Here is a 24,217-nt window from a genome sequence, read left to right as displayed (position 1 = left end):
TAGCGGTGATAACAGGCTTTACAAAGGGCAATGCCTATGCGGGTTCGAGGGGTGCCATTGTCAGCCCCGCCCGCAAAAGTTGCTCATGGTACAGTTCCGCCTGTTCTTGGGGCCCCACCCAAACAATGGCTTGGCCTTCGTAATGAACTTGATTCGTTAATTCCCACGCGCGATCGCTGGTCATGTTGGGAATATATTTCATTAAACAGTTAGCAACGTGCTGAAACGTATTGAAGTCATCGTTGAGGACAATGACTTTGTAGTTGGGGTAGTGCTTGCGAATAACCTGTTGCCGCTCTTGGGGAACAACACTAGGCATAGGCCAAACAAAACAACAACAATACTAGTTCTGAGTTTTAGTTTAGCGCATTGGCCAAGGACTGGCTGCAATAGGCCTCTTGGGCATAGGCTTATGCTATAGCTAGACTTAGGGTGAAAAACTTGGGGGCATCAATAATGACGGCAATGAATGTGTTGGGCACACCCTTGGTGTGCTGTTGTCAAAATCCCCTCACAGGATTCTATCGCGATGGTTTTTGTCGCACAGGGGCAGGGGATGTGGGGGCGCATGTGGTCTGTGCGGAGATGACCGCTGAATTTCTCACCTTTACCCGTTCGCGGGGCAATGATCTTTCGACGCCAGTGCCCGCCTATCAATTTCCGGGGCTGAAACCGGGCGATCGCTGGTGTCTGTGTGCCTCCCGCTGGCGGGAAGCCCTAGAGGCTGACGTAGCTCCCCCAGTAATTCTGGAAGCAACCCATGTCAGTGCCCTTGAGTATGTCTCCCTAGAGGATTTGAAAGCCCACGCCCTTGGTGGTAACCAGCAACCGTGATCTGGGGAATACTCAAGTATGCCCGATCCAGAATCCGATTTTCGCTTAGATCCTCGCTATATTGCGGGTTTAGCGGCCTTTAATCGCGGAGATTATCAACTGGCGATCGCCGCCTTCAAAGCCGTCATTGCCAGCCACGGTCAACGCCGCGAAGGTCTCAAGGCTCATCTGCACCTGATTAAAGCCTATGCCCACACCCGCCAGTGGCAAGAGGCCATTGATCTGTGTCAACTCCTAGCGCGATCGCCCCTCCCCTCCATTCGGGCTTGGGCGCAAAAACATCTGCCAGAGTTAGAACGCTATTTGGATGAGGAACCCACTTCCTCCTACCTTGAGTGTGTTTCAGCGCCGAGTTCAAGGCCGCCTATGCAACTGCGACCGGTGCCTCGCATTTATCTCTGGCTAAGTCAGGGGGCAACACTGCTGCTGATCGCGTGGCTACTCCAAAAACCGCTACAGGTTTTGATTGCAGGCCTCCTCAACTACGCCAATGATCCACTGGCACTCCTGCGGGGCTGGGAAGGGGTAATAGCTTGGTTTTTAGTGGGTTGCTTGGGATTGGGGTTACTCAGCGCTGGCAGTTGGCTGTGGTCATGGCGATTGCGAGCTGGCTATGGTTTGCGTCCTGTGAGTCTTGGCGAACTTGAGGAGTATAGTCCCGAAACGGTGATGCTCTTGGGGCGTTTGTCGTGGTCGTGGTGGCAACCCCGTCCCCAAATAGGCTGCTTGATGACGGCAGCACCGATCATTTTTAGCTATGGACGCTGGCAGCGCCGCATTATTGTCAGCGAAGGTCTATTGCGATCGCTCTCTGGCGAGGAACTGCTGGCTTTAATGGCCAGTGAAATTGCCCAATTGCGGCTGGGCTTGAATACCTTGGTGACGCCACTGGTGCTCCTATTGCAAGTGCCCTATGACCTGTACTGTTGGTGTAGCCGTTGGGGCGATCGCTTTGCCCCTCCCTATGGCAAGCACTGGAGACGGCGGATCATCAGGGGTACCCTCTATCTCCTCTGCGCCATGGTCGGTCAAGGGAGTTATCTTCTCTTTCGTGGGCTGGAGATGCTCTGCTTCTGGAGCAATCAGTTGCGGCAGTATTATAGCGATCGCCAAGGGGCAGCCTTGATCGGTAATCCCAATACCCTTGTGATGGCTTGGTTTCGCCTCATGGCAGCCACAGCAACGACGGTGTGTGCCCAAGGGGAAATTGGTATCCCCCTAGAATCCTTGCGCCTGCTTCTACCCCTAAATCCAACCCAAGCTGCCCTGTGGGGCAATCAACCCCTCGATTGGCCAATGCTGCTCCGCTGGGATACCGCCCATCCCCTGCGGTATTGGTTTCGCTTGACCTCCTCCCATCGTCCCCTTGGACTGCGCCTGCAAACCCTGATGACCTATGCGCGGCAATGGCGATTGGAACCCCTGCTTTCCCTGCCCTCGACTTCCTCCCTTCGCTGTCAACGGGCTTGGCAACAACTGGCTCCCTTCTGGGGAGCGATCGCAGGAGTCATCACGACGATTATCCTCACGGGCGTTGGTCAATTTGCACTGCGGGCGGGGACGATCGCCTTTCCTCTGTGGTGGTTGGCGGATTGGTCTACCTTGGCACGGGGTTTCATTCCCATTGGCCTTGGGTTAGGTCTCTTTTTACGCCTGAATGCCTACTACCCGCCTCGGCCTCCCCAAACCTACACCTTGGGTCAGCTTCTTCATCGTCTTTTGCCCCTCGATAGTCCCGTTGTCGAACTAAAGGGGCATTTACGGGCAGTGACAGGCTTGCGCAATGGTCTAGGACAGCACCTGTGGCTGGAGACGGATCAGGGCTTGTTTCCCCTGCGCTGCCATCGAGCTTGGGGGCCGATTTGGCCAATCCTTGAGCCAGCCTATCTGAAAACCTTGGCGGGGCGATCGCTAGTGGTACGTGGCTGGTTTCGACGTGGGACAGTTCCCTTTGTTGAGGTGAGTGAGTGGCACTCCCCAGATTTACAGCAAAAGCAATCTTGGGCTGCCCCCTATTGGGCAACGGCAGTGGCCACGCTCTGGATCCTCTACGGCCTCATGACACTATTGGGTTGGATCTAGACGATGCAACTTTCCCAAGCCCATCTGCGTACCCTGCAAACCTGTGCACGGCAATATCAGTACCGCTATCTTGACAGCTTGATACTGCCAGAGGCCACACAATTAACGGAAACCACTGCCCAAAAGCAGGGTCGCGACTTCCACCGCCTGATGCAACAGCACTTTCAAGGACTCGATATCTGCCCAATTCTTGAGGCGCAGCCCGAATTACAACCGTGGTTTGCAGCCTTTCAAACCATGCCACCGCCCATGATTGAGGGTCAAAGGGAAGCAGAGCATGTCCGCAGTCTGGGCTGGCAGGAATTCACCCTTGTGGGCGTGTATGACTACGTGATTTTTGGCCAAGGGCAAGCGCAGATTCTCGATTGGAAAACCCATGCCCACCCACCCGCCCCAGACACCTTAGCCCGTCATTGGCAGACTCGCCTTTACTGTTATCTCCTAGCAGCCACCAGTCCCTACCCCCCCAGCCAGATTTCCATGACCTATTGGTTTGCCCAAGGAGAGAAGGGAGCAAATTTCTACACCTTTCCCTACAGTGAGGCCATCCACGAGCAAATCCACCACACCCTAGAGCAGTGCCTTAACCAACTGCGCCAATGGTTACAAACCTATGAGCAAGGACAGGAGCTGCCCCAAGTGCCCCCAACCCAGATTCGGAAATACTGCTATGAGTGCCCCTTTTGCGAACGGTGCCAGCGCTGCCAGCCAAGCACTGTCTCGACCATGGAGCCGTTTCTAGCCGTGCTCAAAGACTTGGGTGTAGCCCGCTAAATCCAGATCGACGATCGCGGGTAAGCAACTCAGGGCGGTTTGGAATAACTCAAAGCGTTCTTCCCGTTTCAGCATGGCTGTGAGCTGCTGCCGCAGGGGAATCAAATAGCGCACATCATTAGCGGCATAACGGATTTGATCCTCCCGCAGGGCCATGGCATTCCCCCAGTCGGAACTTTGGGCGGATTTATCAATTTCTATGCCCAACAAATCCAAGACCAAGTCCTTGAGGCCGTGGCGGGGGGAATAGGTACGGGCAATCTTGCTGGCAATTTTGGTGCAGAAGACAGGGTGAACCCGAATCCCCAAGTGGTAGCGCAAGGTGGCCAAATCAAAGCGGGCATAGTGGAAAATTTTGGTAATGCGGGGGTGCTCCAAGAGTTGCTGCAGGTGGGGAGCCTCTTTCTGGCCACGGGCAATTTTGATCACTGCTACTTGTCCCTCTGGGTCGCACACCTGCACCAAGCACAGGCGATCGCGGGGAATATTCAAGCCCATGGTTTCGGTATCTACGGCCAACTGATCCGCATTGAGAAAGTGGGCCAAGGCCGTCGCACTTAAATCGTAGTCAAAACACTCCAAAGGAAAATCGAGATCCATGACTGGCTCACAATCTAGGTCGAGGGCAATTCTGAGGGCTGCTCTTTGGCGATATCAATGCGTTCTAACTGCCAGAGAATTTGGTTGCTTTCGCGGCGCACGCGGGAAATTTGCCAGTTACGCCATATCCATTCTTCACCGCGGCTAGTAACTGCACTGGTATGGACATCCATTAACTCTGCTAATTCGCCACTGGTAATCAAATACTTCCCAGCCGCCAGTTCATCGGCAATTCGCAGGGTCGCAATTAGTTCTTCAAGGCGGGCGCGGCGCTCAGACCACTGGGGTGATTTTCCCCCCAACCACTCGCCGTTACCATCAAGCCCCAAGGATGGTTGCACCATGGCTTTCTTCTCGCGATCAACATTGCTCCAAAAATCTTAGCGAGAAATGATGTGATTTTTAACCTACCTAGGCGATCGCCCACCACGCCGAGGATAGGGTTAGAATGGTTTTAAGATTTGTTAATTACATTGAACCGAACACCATGACGGTAACCTTGACCCCTGCATCCACTCTCCACGAGCGGGTCGCGATGATCGCCCGCCGCCTTGGCATTGAGAAATTTGACCTTGGTGGCTCCCATGTGGATGAGGTGAGTGTCCAAGTGCAGCAGGGGGAACCCAAACAGGTGAAGGCCTCGCAGCGATCGGGGATTACCGTGCGGGTGTGGAACTCAACGGGTCGCCTAGGGGTCGCCAGCACCACCCAATTGGACGATCGCGGTTTAGAGACGGCTCTAGAAATGGCCAAAGAAGCCAGTGCTTTTGGTGTTACAGAGGACATCCCCGACTTTAGTCCCTTGGCCACCGCCCCCCTTGGTGACACAACACTTACAACGGCGGATCTGCCCCTTGCCTCGGCAAAAACCCTCCTAGATCAACTGATTGCTGCGGAACGAGAGCTGTTGGGGCGACATCCAGCGATCGCTAGCGTTCCCTACAATGGTCTCAGCCAGCGGCGCATAGAACGGTTTTATCTCAACAGCGAGGGTGCCAATCGCCAGCAAACCAGCACCACAACCACGCTCTATCTCTACAGCAAAACCGATGAGGCGGGTCGCAAACCCCGCAGTGCCGGTGCCATTCGCATCAGTCCCGATCTTGAGCACTTAGACATTGCGGGCTGTATTGATGAAGTGGCCGACAAAACCATTCGCCACTTGGCCTATGAACCGATTGCCTCTGGCCAGTACCCAGTGCTTTTTTCACCCTCGGCATTCCTCAGCCTGCTCAATGCCTTTAGCAATCTCTTTAATGCCCAAAACATTTTGGATCGCCAGAGCCTTTCGACGCCAGAATCCCTCCATCAGGCGATCGCCAGCCCCCTTTTGAGCGTGTACGACGACGCCCGCCATCCCCAGAATGTGGGTCAGCCCCTCTTTGATGGCGAAGGCACCCCCACCCGCCGCACCCCTCTGATTGAGCAGGGCATTCTCACGGGTCTCTACCACAGTGCCGGTACGGCGCGTCGCTTTCAAACCCAGCCCACGGGGCATGCCAACTTAGGGGCAAAGGTGACAGTGAGTGGTTACTTCTACGATGTCCCAGCGGGTGAAGGGGGCGATCGCGCCGATGGCCTTGTTTGGATTGATGAACTCCATGCCCTCCACGCGGGCGTGAAAGCCCTTCAAGGCTCATTTTCCCTCCCCTTTGACGGTTGGCTGTTGCGCAACGGCGAAGCCATTAGCATTGAAGCGGCCACCGTGGCCGGCGATATTCGCAGCCTGCTGAAAAGTATTCTCCATCTGGGCACTGAAGTTGAAGTCACCCCCTATGGTTGTTGTCCGCCAGTGTGGGTGAGTCCCCTTGCGATTACAGGGGAATAGCTAAACCTGCATCAAGTCGAGGCTGCGGGATGTACCTAAGCGAGTGGCACCCGCATTAATCAGTTCAAGGGCTTGCTCCCGCGTACGAATGCCGCCAGAGGCCTTAATGCCCACGCGATCGCGACTCAGGCGCTTGAGCAGACGCACATCTGCAACCGTGGCACCCCCGCGCCAGCCCGTACTGGTTTTCAGGAAAGCCACCCCCGCATCCAAGCAAATATCCACTGCCAGTTGTTTTTCTTCCTCTGTCAGCACCGTGGTTTCCAAAATTGCCTTGACGGTCACCCCTGTTTCCGCGCAGATTTGGGCAATATCGCGATAGACGGCCTCGGTGTTGCCCTCCTTGAGCCAACCCAAGTTGAGCACCACATCCAACTCTGTCGCACCACTGTCAACCGCCTCCTGCGCCTCATAGAGTTTCGTGGCACTGGTGTGGGCACCACTGGGAAAGCCAATGACGGTACACACTTTCACGGGTGTGCGATGGAGCAACTGAACTGCCGTCTTCACCCAGACGGGCATGACACAGACGGCGGTAAATTTCCATTGTTCTGCTTCAGCACAGCATCGTTCAATGTCCGCTGTGGTTGCCAAGGGGTCAAGCTGGGTATGATCAATGTAGGGCGCAAGGTCAAACAAATCACGTTCCGTCATAGGAATTTACCCAGAACAACCCTATTTTTATTAACTAAATAATAATAAAAACGGGGACGGAAAATGAGACCTTGGGAGATCGGTTCTCCCACCCCCCACCTAAAATTCACCCTTGCTAGATTAAAGCTAGGCTATCACAGGCACGCTGACCTGTTGGCCAGACTACCTTTTTGGGAGGACACTCTATGGAGCCAACCATGAACCCTCGCAATCTTCAAGAAAGTGCTGATTCCCTCTGGAACTATCTGCAAAGTTTGGATGCAGAAGTGGTGGCTCGCCTGTCCCGTCCCGCGTCGCCAGAAATGGCCATTGTGATGGAACGCCACATTGGTAACCTGCTGGGCTACTTGCCACCGGAGGGGTTTGAGGTTTCCATTACCACGAATCGGGAGCACCTTGGGCGTCTCTTGGCTTCGGCAATGATGAGCGGTTACTTCTTGCGCGGTGCCGAGCAACGTCTTGAATTCGAGCGATCGCTCCAAGCGGCTGCCCAAGCGGAAGACAGCAAATAACCCATGCCAACGGTACAGGACAGTGGGGGCGGGTATACACTACCTGCCCTTCGTTTTGCACTTTTACAGTGGTATCAGCAGCAGGGGCGGGATTTACCTTGGCGGCACACGCGCGATCCCTATGCCATCTGGGTCTCAGAAATCATGCTCCAGCAAACCCAAGTGGCCACGGTGATTCCCTACTATCAGCGTTGGCTAGCCACCTTTCCCGCGATCGCCGACTTAGCGATTGCCGATTTGGAAACCGTCTTGAAACTGTGGCAGGGATTGGGCTACTATGCACGGGCACGCCATTTGCACCGCGCGGCTCAACAGATCATGGCCGATCATGGGGGGCAATTTCCCTGCACCTACGAGGCCGTGGTGGCATTACCGGGAATTGGTCGCAGTACCGCAGGTGCGATCCTCAGTGCTGCCTTTAATCAGCCCCAGCCGATTCTCGATGGCAATGTCAAACGGGTGCTTGCCCGTCTCTATGGACTCACGATCCCCCCCAAGCAAGCGGAAGCCCAACTCTGGCAGTGGTCGGCGCAACTGCTGTGTCCCCAAGCCCCCCGCGATTTTAATCAAGCCCTGATGGATCTGGGGGCAACGATCTGTACACCCCACCAACCCCTGTGTCATGCTTGTCCTTGGCAACACCATTGCGTCGCTTACCAACAGCAGTTAACCCATGAGATTCCTCGCAAAATGAACCGTTCCCCCTTACCCCATAAAAAGATTGGTGTCGCGGTGATTTGGAATGCGGCAGGTCAGATTCTCATTGATCGGCGGCCACCAACAGGTCTATTGGGGGGACTATGGGAGTTTCCGGGGGGCAAAATTGAACCCAATGAGACGGTTCAGGAGTGTATTCAGCGGGAAATTCGTGAGGAATTGGGCATTGAGATTAGTGTTGGTGAGCATTTGATTGACATTGATCATGCCTACACCCATTTTCGGGTGACGCTCCATGTCTATTACTGCCAGCATCTTTCAGGAAGTCCTCAGCCCTTGGGGTGCGATGCCATCCGTTGGGTGACCCCTGAGGAATTGGAGCAGTTTCCCTTTCCGAAAGCCAATACTGCAATTATTCAGGCCATTCACGAACGGGGCAGACCCACAGCCTAGGTGTTTGCAACGACACCCTCAGCCGCCGCCGCATCCAAAAACCAAAGGGCATTGCCAGTAATCAGCCGTGCCGGATAGAGATGGGGATCAGTCGTCCCAGAGAAAATATGACGTAGAGCAGTTTGTTTATTGGCACCCGTCACAAGAAAGAGAATTTGACGGGCATGGTTAATCAGGGGCACCGTGAAGGTGAGGCGGGGCTGGCCATCCTTGTTGCCCACGGTAATCAGGCGATCGCCCACCGTCAGGGCTGCTGTGTGGGGAAACAGGGAGGCCGTATGGCCATCGGATCCCATACCGAGCAAAATCAGATCAAAGCTGGGAACTTCTCCTTCACGGATGCCAAAGGTTTGGCGCAGGATTTGCTCATAGCGATCGGCAGCGGTCTGCGGATCCGCATCCGTCGTTGGCATTGGGTGAATCTGATTTTTGGGAATCGGTACATGATTGAGCCACGCCTGAAAGGCCATCCCCGCATTGCTGTCGGGATGATCGAGGGGAACATAGCGTTCATCACCCCAGAAAATGTGCCACCGTGACCAAGGAGTATCCGCACAGACAAGGCTTTCATACAACGGTTTAGGCGTGTTGCCGCCGGCAAGGGCAAGCATAAATTGCCCCCGTTGGGCGATCGCCCCAGTGGCCTGCTCAAGAACAAACTGCTTTGCCGCCGCCGTCAGGGCAGCCAAATCTGGAAAAACACGTACATTGGGTGTTGACATAGAAGCATCATCCTAATTGGAGCGAATCACACCATCGGTCGCCGTACCCAGTCCGGGACTGGAAAAGGGATCAGCATTGCCGCGCCAGTTAAACCCATTAATGCGCAAAAGAATCGTCGCCAACTGGCGATCGAGGTTATAGCGAAACACCACCCCATAGGTGCGACGGCTATATTCCACAATAATGTTTGTATCAAAAACTCTCCCTGTGTCCACATTAATTTGCATTTGGGTACCAGCACGCAAAGGACCGTAAATCTGCTGCAACAATCCCACGTTGAGCACACTAAAGTCAGTAATCCGATCAAAGAGAAAGGGGGAGGATGGCTCACTCAATGTCTGTGTAAATCCCACATCAAAACTGGTGTAGTCAAACCAATGACGAGAAAAATGACCCACTTGACCCCGAAACCCTGCCCCTGCAACTAACGCGGGTTGGGTACTGCCATTGGTATAGTAGTTCGCTACACCGCCTACCTGACTATAGAACTGCAAGAAGGGTTGTACAGGACGGGGGCTATAGCGCAGGCCTTGGGTTCGCGTCGGCGGTAAGGGAGTGCCCCGCCAAATGGGCATCACCCAGTTAAGACTTGCGGCAGCTTGAAGACGACCTAGGCTTGGCTTAGGGGGTAAGGAGGGATCATCACTGGCTGCCGTGACGTATTGACCTCCCAGAAGATAACTGAGTGTTAGGCCCTGAGTTAAGGGAATACCTGTACCACTGAACGTGCCGCCAAAGCTACTGGTAATTTCCTGCTCCCCAAGGGAACGATTAAAGACCCGCTGGCGATAAAGGGCAGAAACCGTTAGGAGATTGCGGGCATCAAAATTGTGGAACAAGTCTACCCCTGCGCGTGACGTACTCGGCCAGTCGTTAGGGTTGAGCGTATTCAAGAAGCCGTAACCGCGCACACGAGTCTGCGGCGTGAACCGATGGCCTAGCTCGATCGCCGCCCCGTAGCTTTTAGCATCAAAAACATCAAAGTCATTGTTGATGATCCGTTCTAAATAGATGGATGGCAGGAAGGTGATTTGGGTATTGGGGGTATTGATTGCTCTGTACCGATAGGCCAGAAATACGCCGCCGCGATCTTGTTCATCATAGCCAAACTCAAAGGGGAGAATTTCGTAGGGACGACCTACAACAAACCGCCGCAGCACAATGGGTAAGGCCACCCGCTGATCAAAGACCACACGACCCCGTCGTACCTTGAGCAGGGTTTCATCGGCACTGAGGGGTTCGGCGGTGGCTTCCTGAGCCCGTGCCTCCAGCTCTGGCGGACTAAAGGGATCATTCGTGATTCGCAGGTTTGTCGCCAACCAGCGGCGGCCATCAAACTCTAGGCGATCGGCCTCAAAGCGCAACCGATCAAAGGTTTCTGTCACTTCTGCTTGGAGATCTGTGCCCTGTTCGTCAAGACCGGGGAGAGGGCTAAGGGGTGGGGGGCTAGGAGAGCGGGTCAGGCTCAGGTCTTGATCCACCCTAGCGGTATTGACGACGCCGCGAGCATTGGTGAGAGAGCCTTGATCGAGTCTGAGGTTATATTCCAAGCGATCGCCCTGCAAGACTTGATCGCCGCGCGTAATCGTCACATTACCTTCCGCCACCAGAATTTGGGCGTCAATATCGGTTTGAATGCGATCAGCGGTGAGTTCAGCTTCCTTGAAGCGGAGGAAAACATTGCCAATGGCATTAAACAAGCGCCGCATCAGATCGAACTCTTGGCGATCGGCTGTCACCTCTAAGGGTTGATCACGGACAACGGGCGTTTCAGCATTGGCCTCCCCAAGACGGAGGGGGGCTGTAAAATCCAGTGTGGGCCTAGGGCTGATCGGCGTTGTACTGCTGAGATCAGGAGCTACCGTTGTTCCAAGTAGCTCCGCTGGTGATGCGCCACTGACCTCAGCAATTTCTGCGGGTTGTGTCGGGGGGGGCAGACTAGCAAAAAGGGGTAAAAACAACAACGGCCAAACTTCCTCACGACCACTGCCTAGTTACGTTACCCGATGCCCACCCCCTTTGGCGAGGATTACTCGAGATCCTTACGCTTGGGGTTACGAGCTGGGTCACCCGAGAGGAACCCGAAAACAAAGAGCAGGACAAAGAAGGTCACAACGATATAAACGGTAATTTTGAGTGTTTCCATGATGTTGTCGTTTTTCGTAGCGTCACCTTCTGATCATACGGGATGAGGGACTCCCTCGCATCCCCTAAAACACTTGGCTTTTTGTGGCATCCGACAGCGTGGGAATTTCGGCATAGATGCCGCGTACAGACTGCACCACCGCATAGACGACGCCAATCACCGTGGCAATAAAGACAAAGTTGAAGAGCACTTTAATCAGCAGGTCAAAACTAGCAACGCGGATCAGCAGTTGTACCAGTAGTTGGACAATAAACAGCACAATCCCCATCAACAGTGCCTGCATCGTGTTATAGCGAATAAAAAGGCTGATACGACTGTTGCGCACCACCAGCAGGTACAACAGCATAAAAACAATTAGGCCAGCAAAGGGAATGGAGTAGATCAAGGCTACCGGTAAAACCACTAACACCAGTGCTTGCAGTGGTGGAAACAAATCAAACAAAAAGCCACCAAAGGGCATGACGTAGAAGAGCGGCAGCAGATACGCTAAGCTGGCAAAGATACGATCTAACGCAGTGGTCGTGGCACGCCAAGTCATGGGTTGCTCCTTTTAGGGGTTGGAGGGGGATTGACTCATGGCCTTCAGCAGTAGATCCGCCGAAATCATGTTGCATTCCACAACTTTACTGACCAGCGGTGGCCCCACTCGCGAGACAATGATCCCTTGCAGCTCCGGATTATTTCTGACTGACAGGATAGCAGCACCGATGATGGAACCGGAATCGGGAGCTGGGTTAGTACCATTGGTGGGTAGCATTTTGAGCAACTGGGCGATATCTGTACAACTTGCCCGTGACACATATTTTGCCAAGGAATCACTCAGCTGCTCAACCATGGTCTTCATCATTTCCGGAGGCAGCGGGCTGGCGCCTTGGGCACGCGCTGGTTGACCTACTCCTAGGACAAGGATGCCACCTATCACAAGGGGAATGCCGATAGCCGACTTGAGCAATTGCAACATGTTCAACCTCATGTTCATTTGAACTCTCAGCCAATGTGCCAGCAAACTAGCTGTGACGCTCCTCAATCACCCGATCAATCAAGCCGTAGTTTTTTGCCTCTTCGGCGGACATGAAGAAGTCACGATCCATATCCCGCTCAATTTTTTCGAGGGGCTGGCCGGTATGGTGGGCGTATAGCTCATTGAGTTGTCGCCGTACCCGTAAAATTTCGCGAGCTTCGATCTCAATATCCGTTGCTTGGCCACGGGTACCACCAGAGGGCTGGTGAATCATGATGCGGGAGTGGGGTAATGCCAACCGTTTGCCTTTGGTACCGGCTGCAAGGAGGAAAGACCCCATCGAGGCAGCCAGACCCACACAAATGGTGACGACATCGGATTTAATATGTTGCATCGTGTCATAGATTGCCATGCCAGCGGTGACGGAGCCACCGGGGGAGTTGATGTAGAGCATGATGTCTTTGCCCGGATCTTCGGAGTCAAGGTAGAGCATCACCGCCACAATTTGGTTGGCAATCTCATCATCGACTTCTTTACCAAGGAAAATAATCCGCTCGCGATAGAGACGGTTGTAGATGTCAATCCACTGGGTGTAGGGTTCACCGGGCATCCGGTAGGGGACTTTGGGTACTCCGATGGGCATAGAATCCTTCCACGCTGAGCTATCAATGCCGCAACCTGAGCCATGAAGGCGGCTTTTCTCCCTGATTCTAACCTATTCCAAAGGCCTTCGCTCTAAACCTGGCAGAGGCAGAGGGCAAACCACTGCTGAGGGTCGGTAAAGGCCTTGATCCATCGAAATCCAGCAGCCGTTAATGCCGCCTTGAGGGCAGCAAGATCAAACTTGCGGGAAATTTCGGTGAGAATCGGTTCATCCACAGTAAAAGTGCACTGAAAATCAAGGGCAGCCAAGGTAACGGTTTGCTGCTGCTGTGAATCGAGATACATTTCAATTTGCTGGGCAATCGGGTTATAGATGGCGCGATGGGCAAAGGCTGCGGGCTGAAAATTTCCTTGAAAGCGCCAGTTGAGGTGATGGAGGAGATTGCGGTTAAAGGCAGCCGTCACCCCTTGGGCATCGTTGTAAGCAGGGAGCAAAATACTCGTGTCTTTGATCAGATCCACGCCCAGCAGGAAATAGTCCCCGTCCCTAAGAACCCGATGAATCTGTTGAAAAAGGGTCTGGCATTCGCTGGGGGAGAGGTTGCCAATGGTGCTACCGAGAAAGCAGAGCAAGCGCCGAGGTGCCAAGGGGGGCGGTAGGTGCTCTAATCCCACTTGATAGGTACCGACAAGACCATAAATACTGAGCTGCGGATAGTCGGCAAGAAGAGCCATGGCACTGGTTTTGAGGATCGAGCCACTGACATCAATGGGACGATAGTACAGCCGAGGTTGTATGTGGGCATAGGCCGATAGGAGAAGGCGAATCTTGCGATCGCTGCCACTGCCCAGTTCCACGAGTTCACAGGCGCCCGTGAGTTGGGCGATCGCCCCGGCGGCGGTCTCTAAAATGCCCAATTCTGTACGGGTGGGGTAGTATTCCGGCAGCTCACAGATTTGCTCAAAGAGGCGTGATCCCGCAGCATCGTAGAAGTAGTAGGAGGGAAGAGACTTGGGTTGCTGAGTCAGACCTCGGATAACATCTTGGCCGTCCCGTTCTGTGGCGAGACTGGGTAAGTGGGTCAGGTGCAGGCGATCGCTCACAGGGAAAGCGGCTCCAGAATGTGCAGACCTTAAGATATTTTAGCCTTTAGCCGCTGCTCCAAACGCCGTCCCCACCACGCGATCGGCAAACTCATTAGCAGGTAGAGAATTAAGGCCAGCGCATACAGAGGAAATGGCTGGCTACTGTTGCGAATCACCCACACCCGCATCACTGAGGTTAAGTCCACGCCGGCAATCACACTGACAATAGTAAATGAGTGTATTTAGTGCTCCCCGCAAAAAGGCCGGCAGGGCAGCTTGGATCAGTTCCATCGAAGAGATTGGGTTACACCTGTTGCTCTAACTTAATGAGGGGTTCAGGGAGCTATCAGTCCCGCGCTCTACCTAAAAGGTGAGTTACATGGACTCCCCGCACTTATCGATTCGCCACCGCGACGCGGAAGCCAGCTACGATGGGGACGAGATTAACTCTTTATCGTACACTACAGTCCAGTCATGTAGTCCTCAATCGCCACCCACACCTCTGCACCACAGAGGACGGCACAGATGGTCAAACCAATGATGTCAAGGAGTTGATGCTCTAGCAAGTGTTCTGCGCGGGGGTCTTCTAGGGTTTTGACGTGGTCGAGCAGACGGGCAGAGGGTTGGCATGGTGGCATTCCCACAAACGATTGGCTTACTTTTCTACTATGCGTTTGCCCTAGAAATCCTCGTCCTAGGGTTGCGATCGCGCCCATCCCCTTGATATACTAGGCAAGCTGATTAAGTTGCCCTCGGCAAATCAGTGTACTTTTTGCACATTTTTTGGTTGGACACCATCATCACTGTAGGTTGGGTATAGTTGCATGGCTCGATATCGTGGCCCTCGTTTGAGAATTGTCCGTCGTCTGGGTGAACTGGCTGGTCTCACCCGTAAAGCCCCTAAACGGAGCTATCCCCCCGGTCAACACGGCCAAGCCCGCAAAAAGCGTTCGGAATATGCCCTGCGCCTTGATGAAAAGCAAAAACTGCGCTTCAACTACGGGGTCTCGGAGCGGCAACTTGTACGCTATGTGCGCAAAGCCCGTCGGGTCAGTGGTTCCACGGGGCAAACCCTTCTACAGTTGTTGGAAATGCGGCTGGATAACACTGTTTTCCGCCTTGGGATGGCACCAACGATTCCAGCAGCCCGCCAACTGGTGAATCATGGCCATATTCTGGTCAATGGCCGCAGTGTGTCTATTCCCAGCTATCAGTGCCGTCCGGGGGACGTGATTACCGTCCGCGACAATGAGCGATCGCGCCGCTTGGTGGAAACCAACCTTCAAAATCCCGGTCTTGCCAATCTTCCCAGCCACTTGGAACTGGATAAAAGCACCCTCACCGGCAGAGTCACCGGTATTGTCGAACGGCAATGGGTTGCTCTCCAAGTCAATGAACTCCTCGTGGTTGAGTACTACTCCCGCAAAGTCTAGAGTATCGCCGCCCTTCCTATGGCAGAAGCCTATCTTCTGGAAAAACTCCGCACTGTCGAGCAAACCTTTACGGAACTTACCCGTCGCTTGGCGGATCCCGATGTGGCGGTCAACCCAACCGAATTTCAGAAGGTGGCTCGCTCCCGTGCTGCCCTAGAGGAAACGGTGAATGCCTATCACGAATGGCAGTCCCTCAATCAGCAACTGGTGGATGCCCGCCAACTGCTTAAAGAAGCAGTCAATGAACCCGAGCTACGCCAGATGGCTGAAGAAGAAGTCGCGGATCTCAGCCGCCGCATTGCCGAACTGGAGGAACGCCTAAAAATTCTGCTGCTGCCCCGTGACCCCAATGATGATAAAAACATCATGCTCGAAATTCGAGCGGGTGCTGGGGGCGATGAAGCGGGAATTTGGGCAGGGGATTTAGTGCGAATGTACTCCCGCTACGCCAAAAGCCAAGGCTGGCAGGTGAGCTTAGTCAGTGAATCCCTCGCGGAAATGGGGGGCTTCAAGGAAGCCATCCTCGAAATCAAGGGCGATCGCGTCTATAGCAAGCTGAAGTTTGAATCCGGTGTCCATCGCGTGCAGCGGGTGCCTGTCACCGAAGCGGGGGGGCGAGTTCACACCTCTACGGCCACCGTGGCGGTAATGCCCGAAGTGGATGAAGTGGAAGTAGAAATTGATCCCAAGGATATTGAACTCACCACAGCGCGATCCGGGGGTGCCGGTGGCCAAAACGTCAACAAAGTAGAAACAGCCGTTGACCTCTTCCACAAGCCGACGGGTATTCGCATCTTCTGCACCGAAGAGCGTAGCCAACTGAAAAACAAGGAGCGCGCGTTCCAAATCCTACGGGCAAAACTCTACGAAATGAAGCTGCGGGAACAGCAGGAAGCCATTACCTCAATGCGTCGCTCCCAAGTGGGTACGGGCGATCGCTCCGAAAAAATTCGCACCTACAACTACAAAGACGATCGCGTCACCGACCACCGTTTGGGACAGAACTTTAGCCTCAGCAGTGTCCTAGAAGGAGATCTAGAACCCATTATTCAAGCCTGCATCAGCCGTGATCAGCAGGAACAACTGGCACAACTGGCTGCCGAACAAGCCTAGGAGGATCAAATGACCAAATTTGTGGCTTGGGGACGCTACTGTGAGGATGTCCTCGAACGGCGTGCCCCCCATCGCCAAGCACACCTCGACGGCCTTGCGGCTCAAAAAGCCCAAGGGGTGCTCATCACCATTGGTCCTACGAAAGACCTGCGCTACTTTTTTGCCATTTACGCGGCGGATAGCGAAGAGACCGTGCGCCAATTGATTGAAAACGACCCCTACTGGCAGCATCAGGTGTGGATAGAGTACAGCATTCATGAGTGGATCCAAGCCCTCTAGGGGCGAGGGCGGATCCGCAACTCACTTAGGGCGCAAGGGCATTGCCCCGCATCAGGCTACCAATCGTTTTTGCCGTAATTTTCAACTGCACTAAGGGATTAGCCGGCACCACCGTCTTGTAGAGGTAGCTATCGAAGGTGAGCTTCTGTACATCAATATCGCTACACATCTCCACAAAAGCCTCACGGGTGGCATCGGAGCGATAAAAGACCCGTTGCAGCAGATCTAACACTAGGTACGTCATGCCGTAGGCTTTGTCCCAGCGCTTCAGGTAGAGCTTGAGATCTGCTTCGGTGGGGATACGGCGACCGCTGTTGGAGGTCTCGACAATGGTTTCAGCGCACATGCGGGCTGACTTGGCGGCAAAGTAAATGCCTTCCCCAGAAGACTTGGTGACCGTACCGGCTGCATCTCCCACCAAAGCCACGCGACCGACCACCCGCCGCGGCCGCGGATGCTCAGGAATGGGGTGAGCCTCCACTTTAATAATTTGCCCCCCTTCCAGTTTGGCAGCAGCACGGGCGCGGATTCCCGCTTGCAACTCCCGAATGCGATCTTTGTTAATCTTCATGGTGCCAGTGCCCACGGCCACATGGTCATATTTCGGGAAAACCCATGCATAGAAGTCTGGGGACACGTCATCCCCCACGTACATTTCTGCCAACTCGTTGTAGTAGGTCATTTTGTCCTCAGGCAGGCGGATGCGCTCCTGATAGGCAATGGCGTAGTTGTAATCGCCGGCATCAATTTCCTTGGCAATGCGGGAATTTGCCCCATCGGCACCAATCACCACATCCACTTCAAGGGTCTGAGCTGTGCCATCCTCTTGGACATAGTGGAGGGTGTAGGGCTGATCGCTGGTGGCGGGCTGCTCCAGCTTAAAGACGGTGCCATTGATCAAGTTGGCGCCCAAATCCGCCGCCCGATTGCGCATAAAGCTATCGAGGACTTCGCGGCGACACATACCGATATACTCGTGGTCTTTGAGGGTATGGCCAATGTTCACCTCGATATTGGAGGGGGAAATCATCTTCATTTTGCGCACGCGGCGGTCAATGATTTCCGGCGGCAAGTCAAATTCACTGACCATGCACAGGGGGATCGCACCGCCACAGGGCTTGGCATTGTCTAATTTACGTTCAAAGAGATAGGTCTGGATTCCGGCTTTGGCTAAGGTTTCGGCGGCTGAGGAACCCGCTGGACCACCACCGACCACTGCTACCCGAAGTGACAACGGACGACTCCCAATTTTGGCTAACAAACAACAGTTTGGATACTATCACGGCAATTTTTTGTCTTCAAGGATTTAATCCCGAAAAGCCGCATCTGTAACAGTTTTCAACATTTGGCCATCGTTGATCCGTTAGGATAGATCTATCTATGGATTCAGAATTGATCCAGCGTGCGGACTGTAGCAGAAGCTACCCAATTTGTCTCTCGCGGTGGAGAATGGTATCATTTGCGAGGTTGTACAATTTACACCATTTCCCAGAGAAGTTTAAGGTAGGGCATTCACATGGCATCGTCTCCTGTTGCGCCCGTTGTTTTGATGATTTTGGATGGCTGGGGCTATCGCGAAGAGACCTACGGTAATGCGATCGCTAGCGCCAATACGCCTGTCATGGACAGTTTGTGGCAAGCCTACCCCCATACATTGATTTACACCTCTGGGAAGGCGGTGGGACTCCCCAAAGGTCAAATGGGTAACTCCGAGGTGGGGCATTTAAATATCGGTGCTGGGCGCATTGTTCCCCAAGAGTTGGTGCGCATTTCCGATGCCGTTGAAGATGGTAGCCTCTTTAGCAATCCCGTCCTTGTGAAGCTCTGCCAAACTGTGAAGGAGCGCAAGGGCAAGCTGCATTTTATCGGCCTGTGTTCTGCAGGCGGGGTGCATTCCCACATTGATCACCTCTACGGCTTGGTGGAACTGGCCAAGCGCCATGAGTTACCGGCCTGTATTCATGCCATTACCGATGGTCGCGATACACCCCCCCGCGATGCAGCAGGTGTCCTTCAGGAATTGGAGCAACGCCTGAAAACCATTGGCTGCGGACGAATTGTGACGGTGAGTGGTCGCTATTATGCCATGGATCGCGATCGCCGTTGGGATCGTACCGAGGCGGCCTACCGCGTCATGATCAGCAATGAGAATATTCAACCCCTGCGGGCGGTGGATGTGGCCAGTAAGTCCTATGCCCAAGATATTGGCGATGAATTTATTGTCCCCACGCGCATTGCTGAAGGAGCCGTTGAACCCGGCGATGGCGTGGTGTTCTTTAATTTCCGTCCCGATCGCGCCCGCCAACTCACCCAAGCCTTTATTGACCCTGACTTTAGCGGCTTTGAACGGACGCTAATTACGCCCTTGGAATACGTGACCTTCACCCAATACGATGCCAACTTTAACTGTGGTGTTGCCTTCCCACCCCAAAACCTCAACCATATCCTAGGGCAAGTGATTGCCGAGCATGGCCTGAAACAATTGCGGGCAGCGGAAACAGAAAAATATGCCCACGTCACCTATTTCTTCAATGGCGGCCTTGAGGAACCCTTCCCCGGCGAAGATCGCATTCTCATCCCCAGTCCAATGGTGGCCACCTACGATCAAGCGCCAGCCATGTCTGCCCTTGCCGTCACAGAAGCGGTTAAGGAGGCCATTGAGAAACAGGAATATGCCCTAATTGTGGTGAACTTTGCTAACCCCGATATGGTGGGGCACACGGGGCAATTAGCGGCAACAATTCAAGCCATTGAAACCGTGGATCGCTGTGTAGGCGTATTGGTGGAAGCAACAACAAAGGTGGGGGGCACGCTGCTGATTACCGCTGATCATGGCAACGCTGAGTACATGATTGACGAGGACGGTAACCCTTGGACGGCTCACACCACTAACCCCGTTCCCTTCATCTTGGTGGAAGGGGAGAAACGCAAAATCCCCGGCCATGCTACAGATGTGAGCCTGCGAGAGGATGGGTGTCTGGCGGATATTGCGCCAACAATTCTGGAAATTTTGGGGCTGCCTCAACCCCCTGAGATGACCGGGCGATCGCTGATTGCCAGTGCCCCCTATGAAACGCGCCTCAATCGCACCCCAGTCTCTGTGAAGGTCTAAGGGCATTCTCAACCCAAGAGCGACGGCAGAAAATTTTAAGAAATCTTAAAATAGGAACAGTGCTTGTCCTGTTTTTATGGCCACGTTTCGCTCCATTCTGGGTTACTATCGCGCCTATCGGGGGATGGCGATCGCCAGTATGACCGCAGCTAGTCTCTGCGAACTGGTGGATTTGCTCGTGCCCTATGCCATTGGTCAAATTCTCAACCTGCTCTCGCAACAACCCCTCGATCCGCCAGTGGTGGCGATCGCCCATACGCTGCAAACATGGACGGGCTGGAACAATGCCTTTGGCGTCAATCTCACCGTTCTCGGCAGTATTGTCTTTTTGGCCACTGTGGTGCGTGCCCCAATTCAACCGTGGCTGGGGGTATGGTTCCACTGGTGGATTGCCTTGGCTGCCCGCCGCGACCACACTCGCAAAGCCGTCGAGAAAATTCTGACGCTGCCCCTAGAATTCTTTGAGGAAAACAACCCGGGTCGCATTGCCAACCGTGTTAGCAAAGGGATTTCCAACCATACGTGGAGCTATCCCGAAATTGCCGGTCAACTGATTCCCAAACTGGTACGGGTGCTGGGGATTGGCGTGATTGTCTGGTGGCTTGATTGGCCGATCGCCCTTGGGTTGTTGACCTCCTTTACTGTGATTCTGGTGCTGACCCTGCGCACCCTGCGACGGATCATTCAAAAGGAAGAAATTCTCGACAGCCACATCGAAAGCACAGAAAGCCGCACCTCAGAAATCATTACCAATATCAAAACCGTCAAGGCCTTTGCCACGGAAGCCCGTGAACTCGCTCGTCAACAGCAGCGTCTCGATCGCGAGTTCAAGATGGTCATTGACCGCATCCATCGCGGCTACATGCACCTGATTACTTGGCAGGGAACCGTAGTCCAGTTCTGTCTTTTCAGTTTGTTGGGGTTTTCCCTAGCGGCCACGATCGCCGGCCGGGTCTCCATTGGTCACTTTATGACGATTTACACCCTTGCCAGTATGGCCTATGCCGAAATTACCCCCCTCTCGCAGGTATCTGAGGTGTTTGCGCGCCGCTATGCCTCCATTTTGCGCTTCCATGAATTTATGGAATTGCCCCCCGGTCGCGATGCCATTGATTTGGAGCAACAGGAGATTCCTAGCCTGAAGTTTTCCGGCAAAGTGGATTTTCAGCACGTTTGGTTTAGCTACACGCCGGGGCGTCCCATTCTGCGGGATATTAACTTACTCATTGAACCCTGCCAAACGGTGGCCTTAGTGGGGCGATCGGGTTCAGGGAAATCCACTCTGATCAAGCTGCTCTTTCGCTACTTCCAGCCGGATCAGGGGCAGATTCTCATTGATGGCCAAGATATTCAAACCCTCGATGTCCGCGCCTATCGCCGTCGTTTGGCCATTGTCCACCAAGAGGTGGATGTCTTTAATGGCACCCTCTGGGATAACCTCACCTATGCCAACCCCGAGGTCAGTGCCGACGCCGTCTATGAGGCCTGTGCCATTGCGCGGGTGGATGAATTTGTGCAGCAGTTGCCTTTGGGCTATCGCACAATTGTCGGTGAACGGGGGTTGCGGCTTTCGGGGGGACAGCGGCAGCGCCTAGGGATTGCCCGTGCCCTCTTAGCAGATCCCGATGTCCTGATTTTTGATGAGGCCACCTCAAGTCTGGATTATGAATCAGAGCGGGAAATTCAACTGGCCCTGCGCTCCATTACCGGCACTCGCACAATGATTGTGATTGCCCACCGCCTCAGTACGGTACGGGACGCCAATCAAATTGTGGTTTTGGATCAAGGGACGATTCGCGAGCAGGGAGACCATGAGACACTCCTCGCCCAAGGGGGGGTGTATGCCCATCTCTACTCGATTCAGCGCGATCGCGCCCCCCATGCCTAACTGAGATCGACACCAAGGAAGCGATCCAAAAGCCGATAGCGCCAAAAAGCCCGCAAGACCACCACCCATAGCAAGACAATCAGTACAATCAATGCCCATAGCGACCACGACAGGGGTTCCAACTCGGCCACTGCCCGTAGGGTCGGGGAGAAGCTGATGATCAGGAAGGCAGCCAGCAGGGCTAAAACCACAGCAACATAACGCCAGTTGCCCACTAAAGGCGCACCGCCAACCCATGTGGGATGGGGAGGTTTGAGAAACAGGACTAAACAAAGGGAGGCCAGCATCAGGGTCGTCACCAAGGCCGTGCGGGCGATCGCCACACTCTGCCCCAGTTCTAAGAGCACCTCGCGGCCATTCAACAGCGTTGGATCAAAGCGTCCTTGGAGCAATTCCACAAGGGGCGTCAGTTCCCGTGCTAACACCCCCAAGTACATGAAAATGGCCAACAGTGCGAGGCTTAGGGTGGCGGGGATGACAAAGTGCAACAATGAACGAATCAGCGATCGATGGGGACGCGGCCCCGGCACTGCCCAAAAAGCCACCGCCAAGGTCGGCAGACCCACTCCCCACAGGGTGAGCAGGCTATTGTGCTTAATCAGCAGCGGAAAGGCGCGCCCTGCCATGACAGTGACTAGACAAAGCAAACTAAAGCTAAACACCCGCACCAGAAAGAGCTTCGTGACATCTTGAATGCCGTTGTAGATGCGCTGTCCTTCCCGAAAGGCGGCTGGTAAGGCGGCAAAGGAATCCGCAAGCAATACAATATCAGCCACATTCCGGGTAATGGCACTGCCACTTTCCATAGCAATTCCCACGTTGGCCTGCTTCAGGGACAGCACATCATTGACACCATCGCCAATCATGGCCACCTGATGCCCAAGGGCGCGTAGTCGAGTCACGAGTTTCGCCTTTTGCTCGGGGGTAATGCGACCAAAGACCGTGGCTTTCTCGGCCATTTGATCAAAGCTGGGATCATCCATGGCGGCCAATTCTGCACCGGAGATGGCGATCGCCCCATCATCGAGACCCACTTGTTTCGCAAGGGCAACAACGGTTTCCGCGTGGTCGCCGGAGATAATTTTGATTTGAATTCCGGCTTGCTGAAAGCGTTCTAGAACCTCACGGGATTGGGGTCGCAGGCGATCGCCCACCCAAATCACTGCTAAGGGTTCTAGGTCTGGGGGCAAGAGGGCAGTCTCCTGCCGCTCATCCCATTGCGGATCACTGCGACTACGGGCAAAAAGAAGCACCCGCAGTCCCTGCTGCCGTCCGCGCCGCAGCAACTCAGTCGTACCAGAAGGAAGATCATCGGTTGTAAAGAGAACATCCGGTGCCCCCAAGATAAACGTTTCCGAGTCCTGCCACGCTGCGGCACTCCACTTATAGGCCGAGGAAAAGGGAATCTCAAGGCGTAGGGGTTGGGGAGTTCCCTCAAAGGCCTCTGTGAGGGCAACAAGGGTGCGGTTCGGAGCACTAACACTGGCGGTAAACGTGGCAAGAGCTGCTTTTGTCTTTTCCTCTGTCTCGGTGAGGGCGTACCAGCTATGGAGTTCAAGGGCATTGGCTGTAAGGGTTCCTGTTTTATCAAGGCAGAGAATATCGACGCCACTGAGGGACTCAATGGCATTCACCTGCTGCACCAAGACATTGGCACGGGAGATGCGCAATGCCCCCAAGGCATAGGTCAGGGTAATGGTGAGATACAAGCCCACGGGGACAAGACCCGCCACCACTGCCGCCGTTTGTACACTCATTTGTAGGGTGGTCAGGCGTACCAACAGCGAAAGCAACACCAATAGCCACAGGAAAATGGCAAGGGCAAGGATGACGCGAATAATCAGGTTAATTTCCCGTTGCAGGGGGGTCAGTTTGTGGTGGTAAGTTTTGGCGGCAGCAGTTAGTTGATGGGCGGTACTGGCTTCCCCCACCTGTTCGGCGACATAGGCAGCGGCACCGCGCACACAAAAGCTCCCAGAGTACAGGCGATCGCCCGCTTGCTTGGAGATGAGATCCGACTCCCCTGTGAGCAAGGACTCATCCACTTGGATCTGTCCATCACCAACGACAGTGCCATCGGCAACGATTTGATCCCCCGGCTCCAAAAGGAGAATATCCCCTTCTACGACTTCTGCGGGATCAATAATGGCCTCTTGGCGATCGCGCAGCACCTTGACACGGGGACGGGTGAGGAGGCTAATTTCATCCAACTGCCGTTTGGCGCGAATTTCTTGCAGGATGCTAATGATGGCATTGAGAAACACCACCACGATGATGGCGGCCACATCTCCCGGACGACCTAAAAAGAGCAAAATGACGCTAATAAAAGCAAAAACCCCATTGATAAACGTGAAGAGGTTTTCCCGCAAAATGTCGCCATAGGTGCGATTGCTTTCACTCGCTTGACGGTTAATGCGACCTCTGGCTTGCCGCTCCGCCACTTCCGCCGCTGTCAGACCCGTCAATGGTGCTGTCATAC

At 54.2% G+C, this 24,217-nt stretch carries 26 protein-coding genes; 11 read left to right on the top strand and 15 right to left on the bottom strand.

The features are described 5' to 3' along the window. Positions 1–34: 34 nt before the first annotated feature. The gene (gene clpS / locus RHJ31_RS01575; RefSeq protein WP_206200784.1) at positions 35–319 is read right to left on the bottom strand and encodes an ATP-dependent Clp protease adapter ClpS; all 285 of its coding nucleotides are present in this window, start codon (positions 317–319) and stop codon (positions 35–37) included. A gap of 134 nt (positions 320–453) precedes the next feature. Here clpS and RHJ31_RS01570 point away from each other — a divergent pair, with 134 nt between their 5' ends. Genes RHJ31_RS01570 through RHJ31_RS01560 form a run of 3 tightly spaced genes read left to right on the top strand, consistent with a single transcriptional unit; the run spans position 454 to position 3,690 of the window. Next, positions 454–834, top strand: coding sequence for a DUF2237 family protein (locus RHJ31_RS01570; protein ID WP_149821117.1), 381 nt, complete (start codon positions 454–456; stop codon positions 832–834). A gap of 18 nt (positions 835–852) precedes the next feature. After that, positions 853–2,916, top strand: a complete 2,064-nt coding sequence (locus RHJ31_RS01565; RefSeq protein ID WP_302677117.1) for a zinc metalloprotease HtpX — start codon at positions 853–855, stop codon at positions 2,914–2,916. A gap of 3 nt (positions 2,917–2,919) precedes the next feature. Further along, a complete protein-coding gene (locus RHJ31_RS01560; RefSeq protein WP_302677116.1) occupies positions 2,920–3,690 on the top strand; it encodes a PD-(D/E)XK nuclease family protein in 771 nt (256 codons plus the stop codon). Here RHJ31_RS01560 and RHJ31_RS01555 read toward each other — a convergent pair. Both RHJ31_RS01555 and RHJ31_RS01550 read right to left on the bottom strand, forming a co-directional pair. Further along, on the bottom strand, positions 3,655–4,290 hold the full coding sequence (locus RHJ31_RS01555; protein WP_302677115.1) for a ribonuclease H-like domain-containing protein: 636 nt from the start codon (positions 4,288–4,290) through the stop codon (positions 3,655–3,657). The genes RHJ31_RS01560 and RHJ31_RS01555 overlap by 36 nt on opposite strands. Before the next feature lie 14 nt (positions 4,291–4,304). After that, positions 4,305–4,634 carry a hypothetical protein gene (locus RHJ31_RS01550; RefSeq protein WP_302677114.1) on the bottom strand — a complete coding sequence of 110 codons (330 nt, stop codon included), beginning with the start codon at positions 4,632–4,634 and terminating at the stop codon, positions 4,305–4,307. Positions 4,635–4,825: 191 nt separating this feature from the next. Between RHJ31_RS01550 and RHJ31_RS01545 the strand changes: the two genes are divergently transcribed. Further along, positions 4,826–6,118 (top strand): TldD/PmbA family protein, encoded by a 1,293-nt coding sequence (locus RHJ31_RS01545; RefSeq protein ID WP_302677777.1) that lies wholly within the window; start codon positions 4,826–4,828, stop codon positions 6,116–6,118. Here the strand turns inward: RHJ31_RS01545 and deoC are convergent, their stop codons facing one another. Beyond that, positions 6,119–6,772 carry a deoxyribose-phosphate aldolase gene (gene deoC / locus RHJ31_RS01540; protein ID WP_302677113.1) on the bottom strand — a complete coding sequence of 218 codons (654 nt, stop codon included), beginning with the start codon at positions 6,770–6,772 and terminating at the stop codon, positions 6,119–6,121. A gap of 185 nt (positions 6,773–6,957) precedes the next feature. On the opposite strand from deoC, the gene RHJ31_RS01535 reads away from it, so the two are divergent. Then, the gene (locus tag RHJ31_RS01535) at positions 6,958–7,284 is read left to right on the top strand and encodes a DUF760 domain-containing protein (RefSeq protein WP_024124133.1); all 327 of its coding nucleotides are present in this window, start codon (positions 6,958–6,960) and stop codon (positions 7,282–7,284) included. A 3-nt stretch (positions 7,285–7,287) separates the two neighbouring features. Further along, positions 7,288–8,394, top strand: a complete 1,107-nt coding sequence (mutY, locus tag RHJ31_RS01530; protein ID WP_302677112.1) for an A/G-specific adenine glycosylase — start codon at positions 7,288–7,290, stop codon at positions 8,392–8,394. On the opposite strand, the gene pgl is transcribed toward mutY, so the two are convergent. The 9 genes from pgl to RHJ31_RS01485 all read right to left on the bottom strand — a co-directional run bounded on the left by pgl (position 8,391) and on the right by RHJ31_RS01485 (position 14,551). Beyond that, positions 8,391–9,116 (bottom strand): 6-phosphogluconolactonase, encoded by a 726-nt coding sequence (gene pgl / locus RHJ31_RS01525; RefSeq protein WP_302677111.1) that lies wholly within the window; start codon positions 9,114–9,116, stop codon positions 8,391–8,393. The genes mutY and pgl overlap by 4 nt on opposite strands. A 12-nt stretch (positions 9,117–9,128) precedes the next feature. Next, the gene (locus tag RHJ31_RS01520; RefSeq protein ID WP_302677110.1) at positions 9,129–11,078 is read right to left on the bottom strand and encodes a DUF3769 domain-containing protein; all 1,950 of its coding nucleotides are present in this window, start codon (positions 11,076–11,078) and stop codon (positions 9,129–9,131) included. 68 nt (positions 11,079–11,146) lie between these two features. Beyond that, positions 11,147–11,263, bottom strand: coding sequence for a photosystem II reaction center protein I (locus RHJ31_RS01515; RefSeq protein WP_011056917.1), 117 nt, complete (start codon positions 11,261–11,263; stop codon positions 11,147–11,149). A 64-nt stretch (positions 11,264–11,327) separates the two neighbouring features. Then, the gene (locus tag RHJ31_RS01510) at positions 11,328–11,801 is read right to left on the bottom strand and encodes a Tic20 family protein (protein ID WP_206200775.1); all 474 of its coding nucleotides are present in this window, start codon (positions 11,799–11,801) and stop codon (positions 11,328–11,330) included. A 12-nt stretch (positions 11,802–11,813) separates the two neighbouring features. Beyond that, on the bottom strand, positions 11,814–12,224 hold the full coding sequence (locus RHJ31_RS01505; RefSeq protein ID WP_302677109.1) for a hypothetical protein: 411 nt from the start codon (positions 12,222–12,224) through the stop codon (positions 11,814–11,816). A gap of 46 nt (positions 12,225–12,270) precedes the next feature. After that, positions 12,271–12,867, bottom strand: a complete 597-nt coding sequence (locus RHJ31_RS01500; RefSeq protein WP_225901614.1) for an ATP-dependent Clp protease proteolytic subunit — start codon at positions 12,865–12,867, stop codon at positions 12,271–12,273. Positions 12,868–12,959: 92 nt separating this feature from the next. Further along, positions 12,960–13,931 (bottom strand): L-histidine N(alpha)-methyltransferase, encoded by a 972-nt coding sequence (egtD, locus tag RHJ31_RS01495; protein WP_302677108.1) that lies wholly within the window; start codon positions 13,929–13,931, stop codon positions 12,960–12,962. A 29-nt stretch (positions 13,932–13,960) separates the two neighbouring features. Continuing rightward, positions 13,961–14,131: a hypothetical protein gene (locus RHJ31_RS01490; protein ID WP_310445831.1), complete on the bottom strand. Its 171-nt coding sequence runs from the start codon at positions 14,129–14,131 to the stop codon at positions 13,961–13,963. A 243-nt stretch (positions 14,132–14,374) separates the two neighbouring features. After that, the gene (locus RHJ31_RS01485) at positions 14,375–14,551 is read right to left on the bottom strand and encodes a transposase family protein (protein WP_225901682.1); all 177 of its coding nucleotides are present in this window, start codon (positions 14,549–14,551) and stop codon (positions 14,375–14,377) included. A 186-nt stretch (positions 14,552–14,737) separates the two neighbouring features. Here RHJ31_RS01485 and rpsD point away from each other — a divergent pair, with 186 nt between their 5' ends. The 3 genes from rpsD to RHJ31_RS01470 are packed head-to-tail and all read left to right on the top strand — an operon-like array spanning position 14,738 to position 16,738. Further along, positions 14,738–15,346, top strand: a complete 609-nt coding sequence (rpsD, locus tag RHJ31_RS01480) for a 30S ribosomal protein S4 (protein ID WP_181495092.1) — start codon at positions 14,738–14,740, stop codon at positions 15,344–15,346. An 18-nt stretch (positions 15,347–15,364) separates the two neighbouring features. After that, the gene (gene prfA, locus RHJ31_RS01475) at positions 15,365–16,459 is read left to right on the top strand and encodes a peptide chain release factor 1 (RefSeq protein ID WP_149821148.1); all 1,095 of its coding nucleotides are present in this window, start codon (positions 15,365–15,367) and stop codon (positions 16,457–16,459) included. A gap of 9 nt (positions 16,460–16,468) precedes the next feature. Then, positions 16,469–16,738 carry a YciI family protein gene (locus RHJ31_RS01470; RefSeq protein ID WP_302677106.1) on the top strand — a complete coding sequence of 90 codons (270 nt, stop codon included), beginning with the start codon at positions 16,469–16,471 and terminating at the stop codon, positions 16,736–16,738. A gap of 25 nt (positions 16,739–16,763) precedes the next feature. On the opposite strand, the gene chlP is transcribed toward RHJ31_RS01470, so the two are convergent. Further along, positions 16,764–17,972 (bottom strand): geranylgeranyl reductase, encoded by a 1,209-nt coding sequence (chlP, locus tag RHJ31_RS01465; protein WP_206200768.1) that lies wholly within the window; start codon positions 17,970–17,972, stop codon positions 16,764–16,766. A gap of 282 nt (positions 17,973–18,254) precedes the next feature. Between chlP and gpmI the strand changes: the two genes are divergently transcribed. Both gpmI and RHJ31_RS01455 read left to right on the top strand, forming a co-directional pair. Further along, positions 18,255–19,850, top strand: a complete 1,596-nt coding sequence (gene gpmI, locus RHJ31_RS01460) for a 2,3-bisphosphoglycerate-independent phosphoglycerate mutase (RefSeq protein WP_302677105.1) — start codon at positions 18,255–18,257, stop codon at positions 19,848–19,850. A 76-nt stretch (positions 19,851–19,926) separates the two neighbouring features. After that, positions 19,927–21,738 (top strand): ABC transporter ATP-binding protein, encoded by a 1,812-nt coding sequence (locus tag RHJ31_RS01455; protein WP_302677104.1) that lies wholly within the window; start codon positions 19,927–19,929, stop codon positions 21,736–21,738. Here the strand turns inward: RHJ31_RS01455 and RHJ31_RS01450 are convergent. Beyond that, entirely contained in the window at positions 21,735–24,215 is a 2,481-nt protein-coding gene (locus RHJ31_RS01450) for an HAD-IC family P-type ATPase (RefSeq protein WP_302677103.1), read from the bottom strand. The genes RHJ31_RS01455 and RHJ31_RS01450 overlap by 4 nt on opposite strands. Between the last annotated feature and the right edge of the window lie 2 nt (positions 24,216–24,217).

The organism is Thermosynechococcus sp. JY1331, from assembly GCF_031583475.1.
Classification (GTDB): domain Bacteria; phylum Cyanobacteriota; class Cyanobacteriia; order Thermosynechococcales; family Thermosynechococcaceae; genus Thermosynechococcus.
This window is presented reverse-complemented; position numbering and strand designations above follow the sequence as displayed.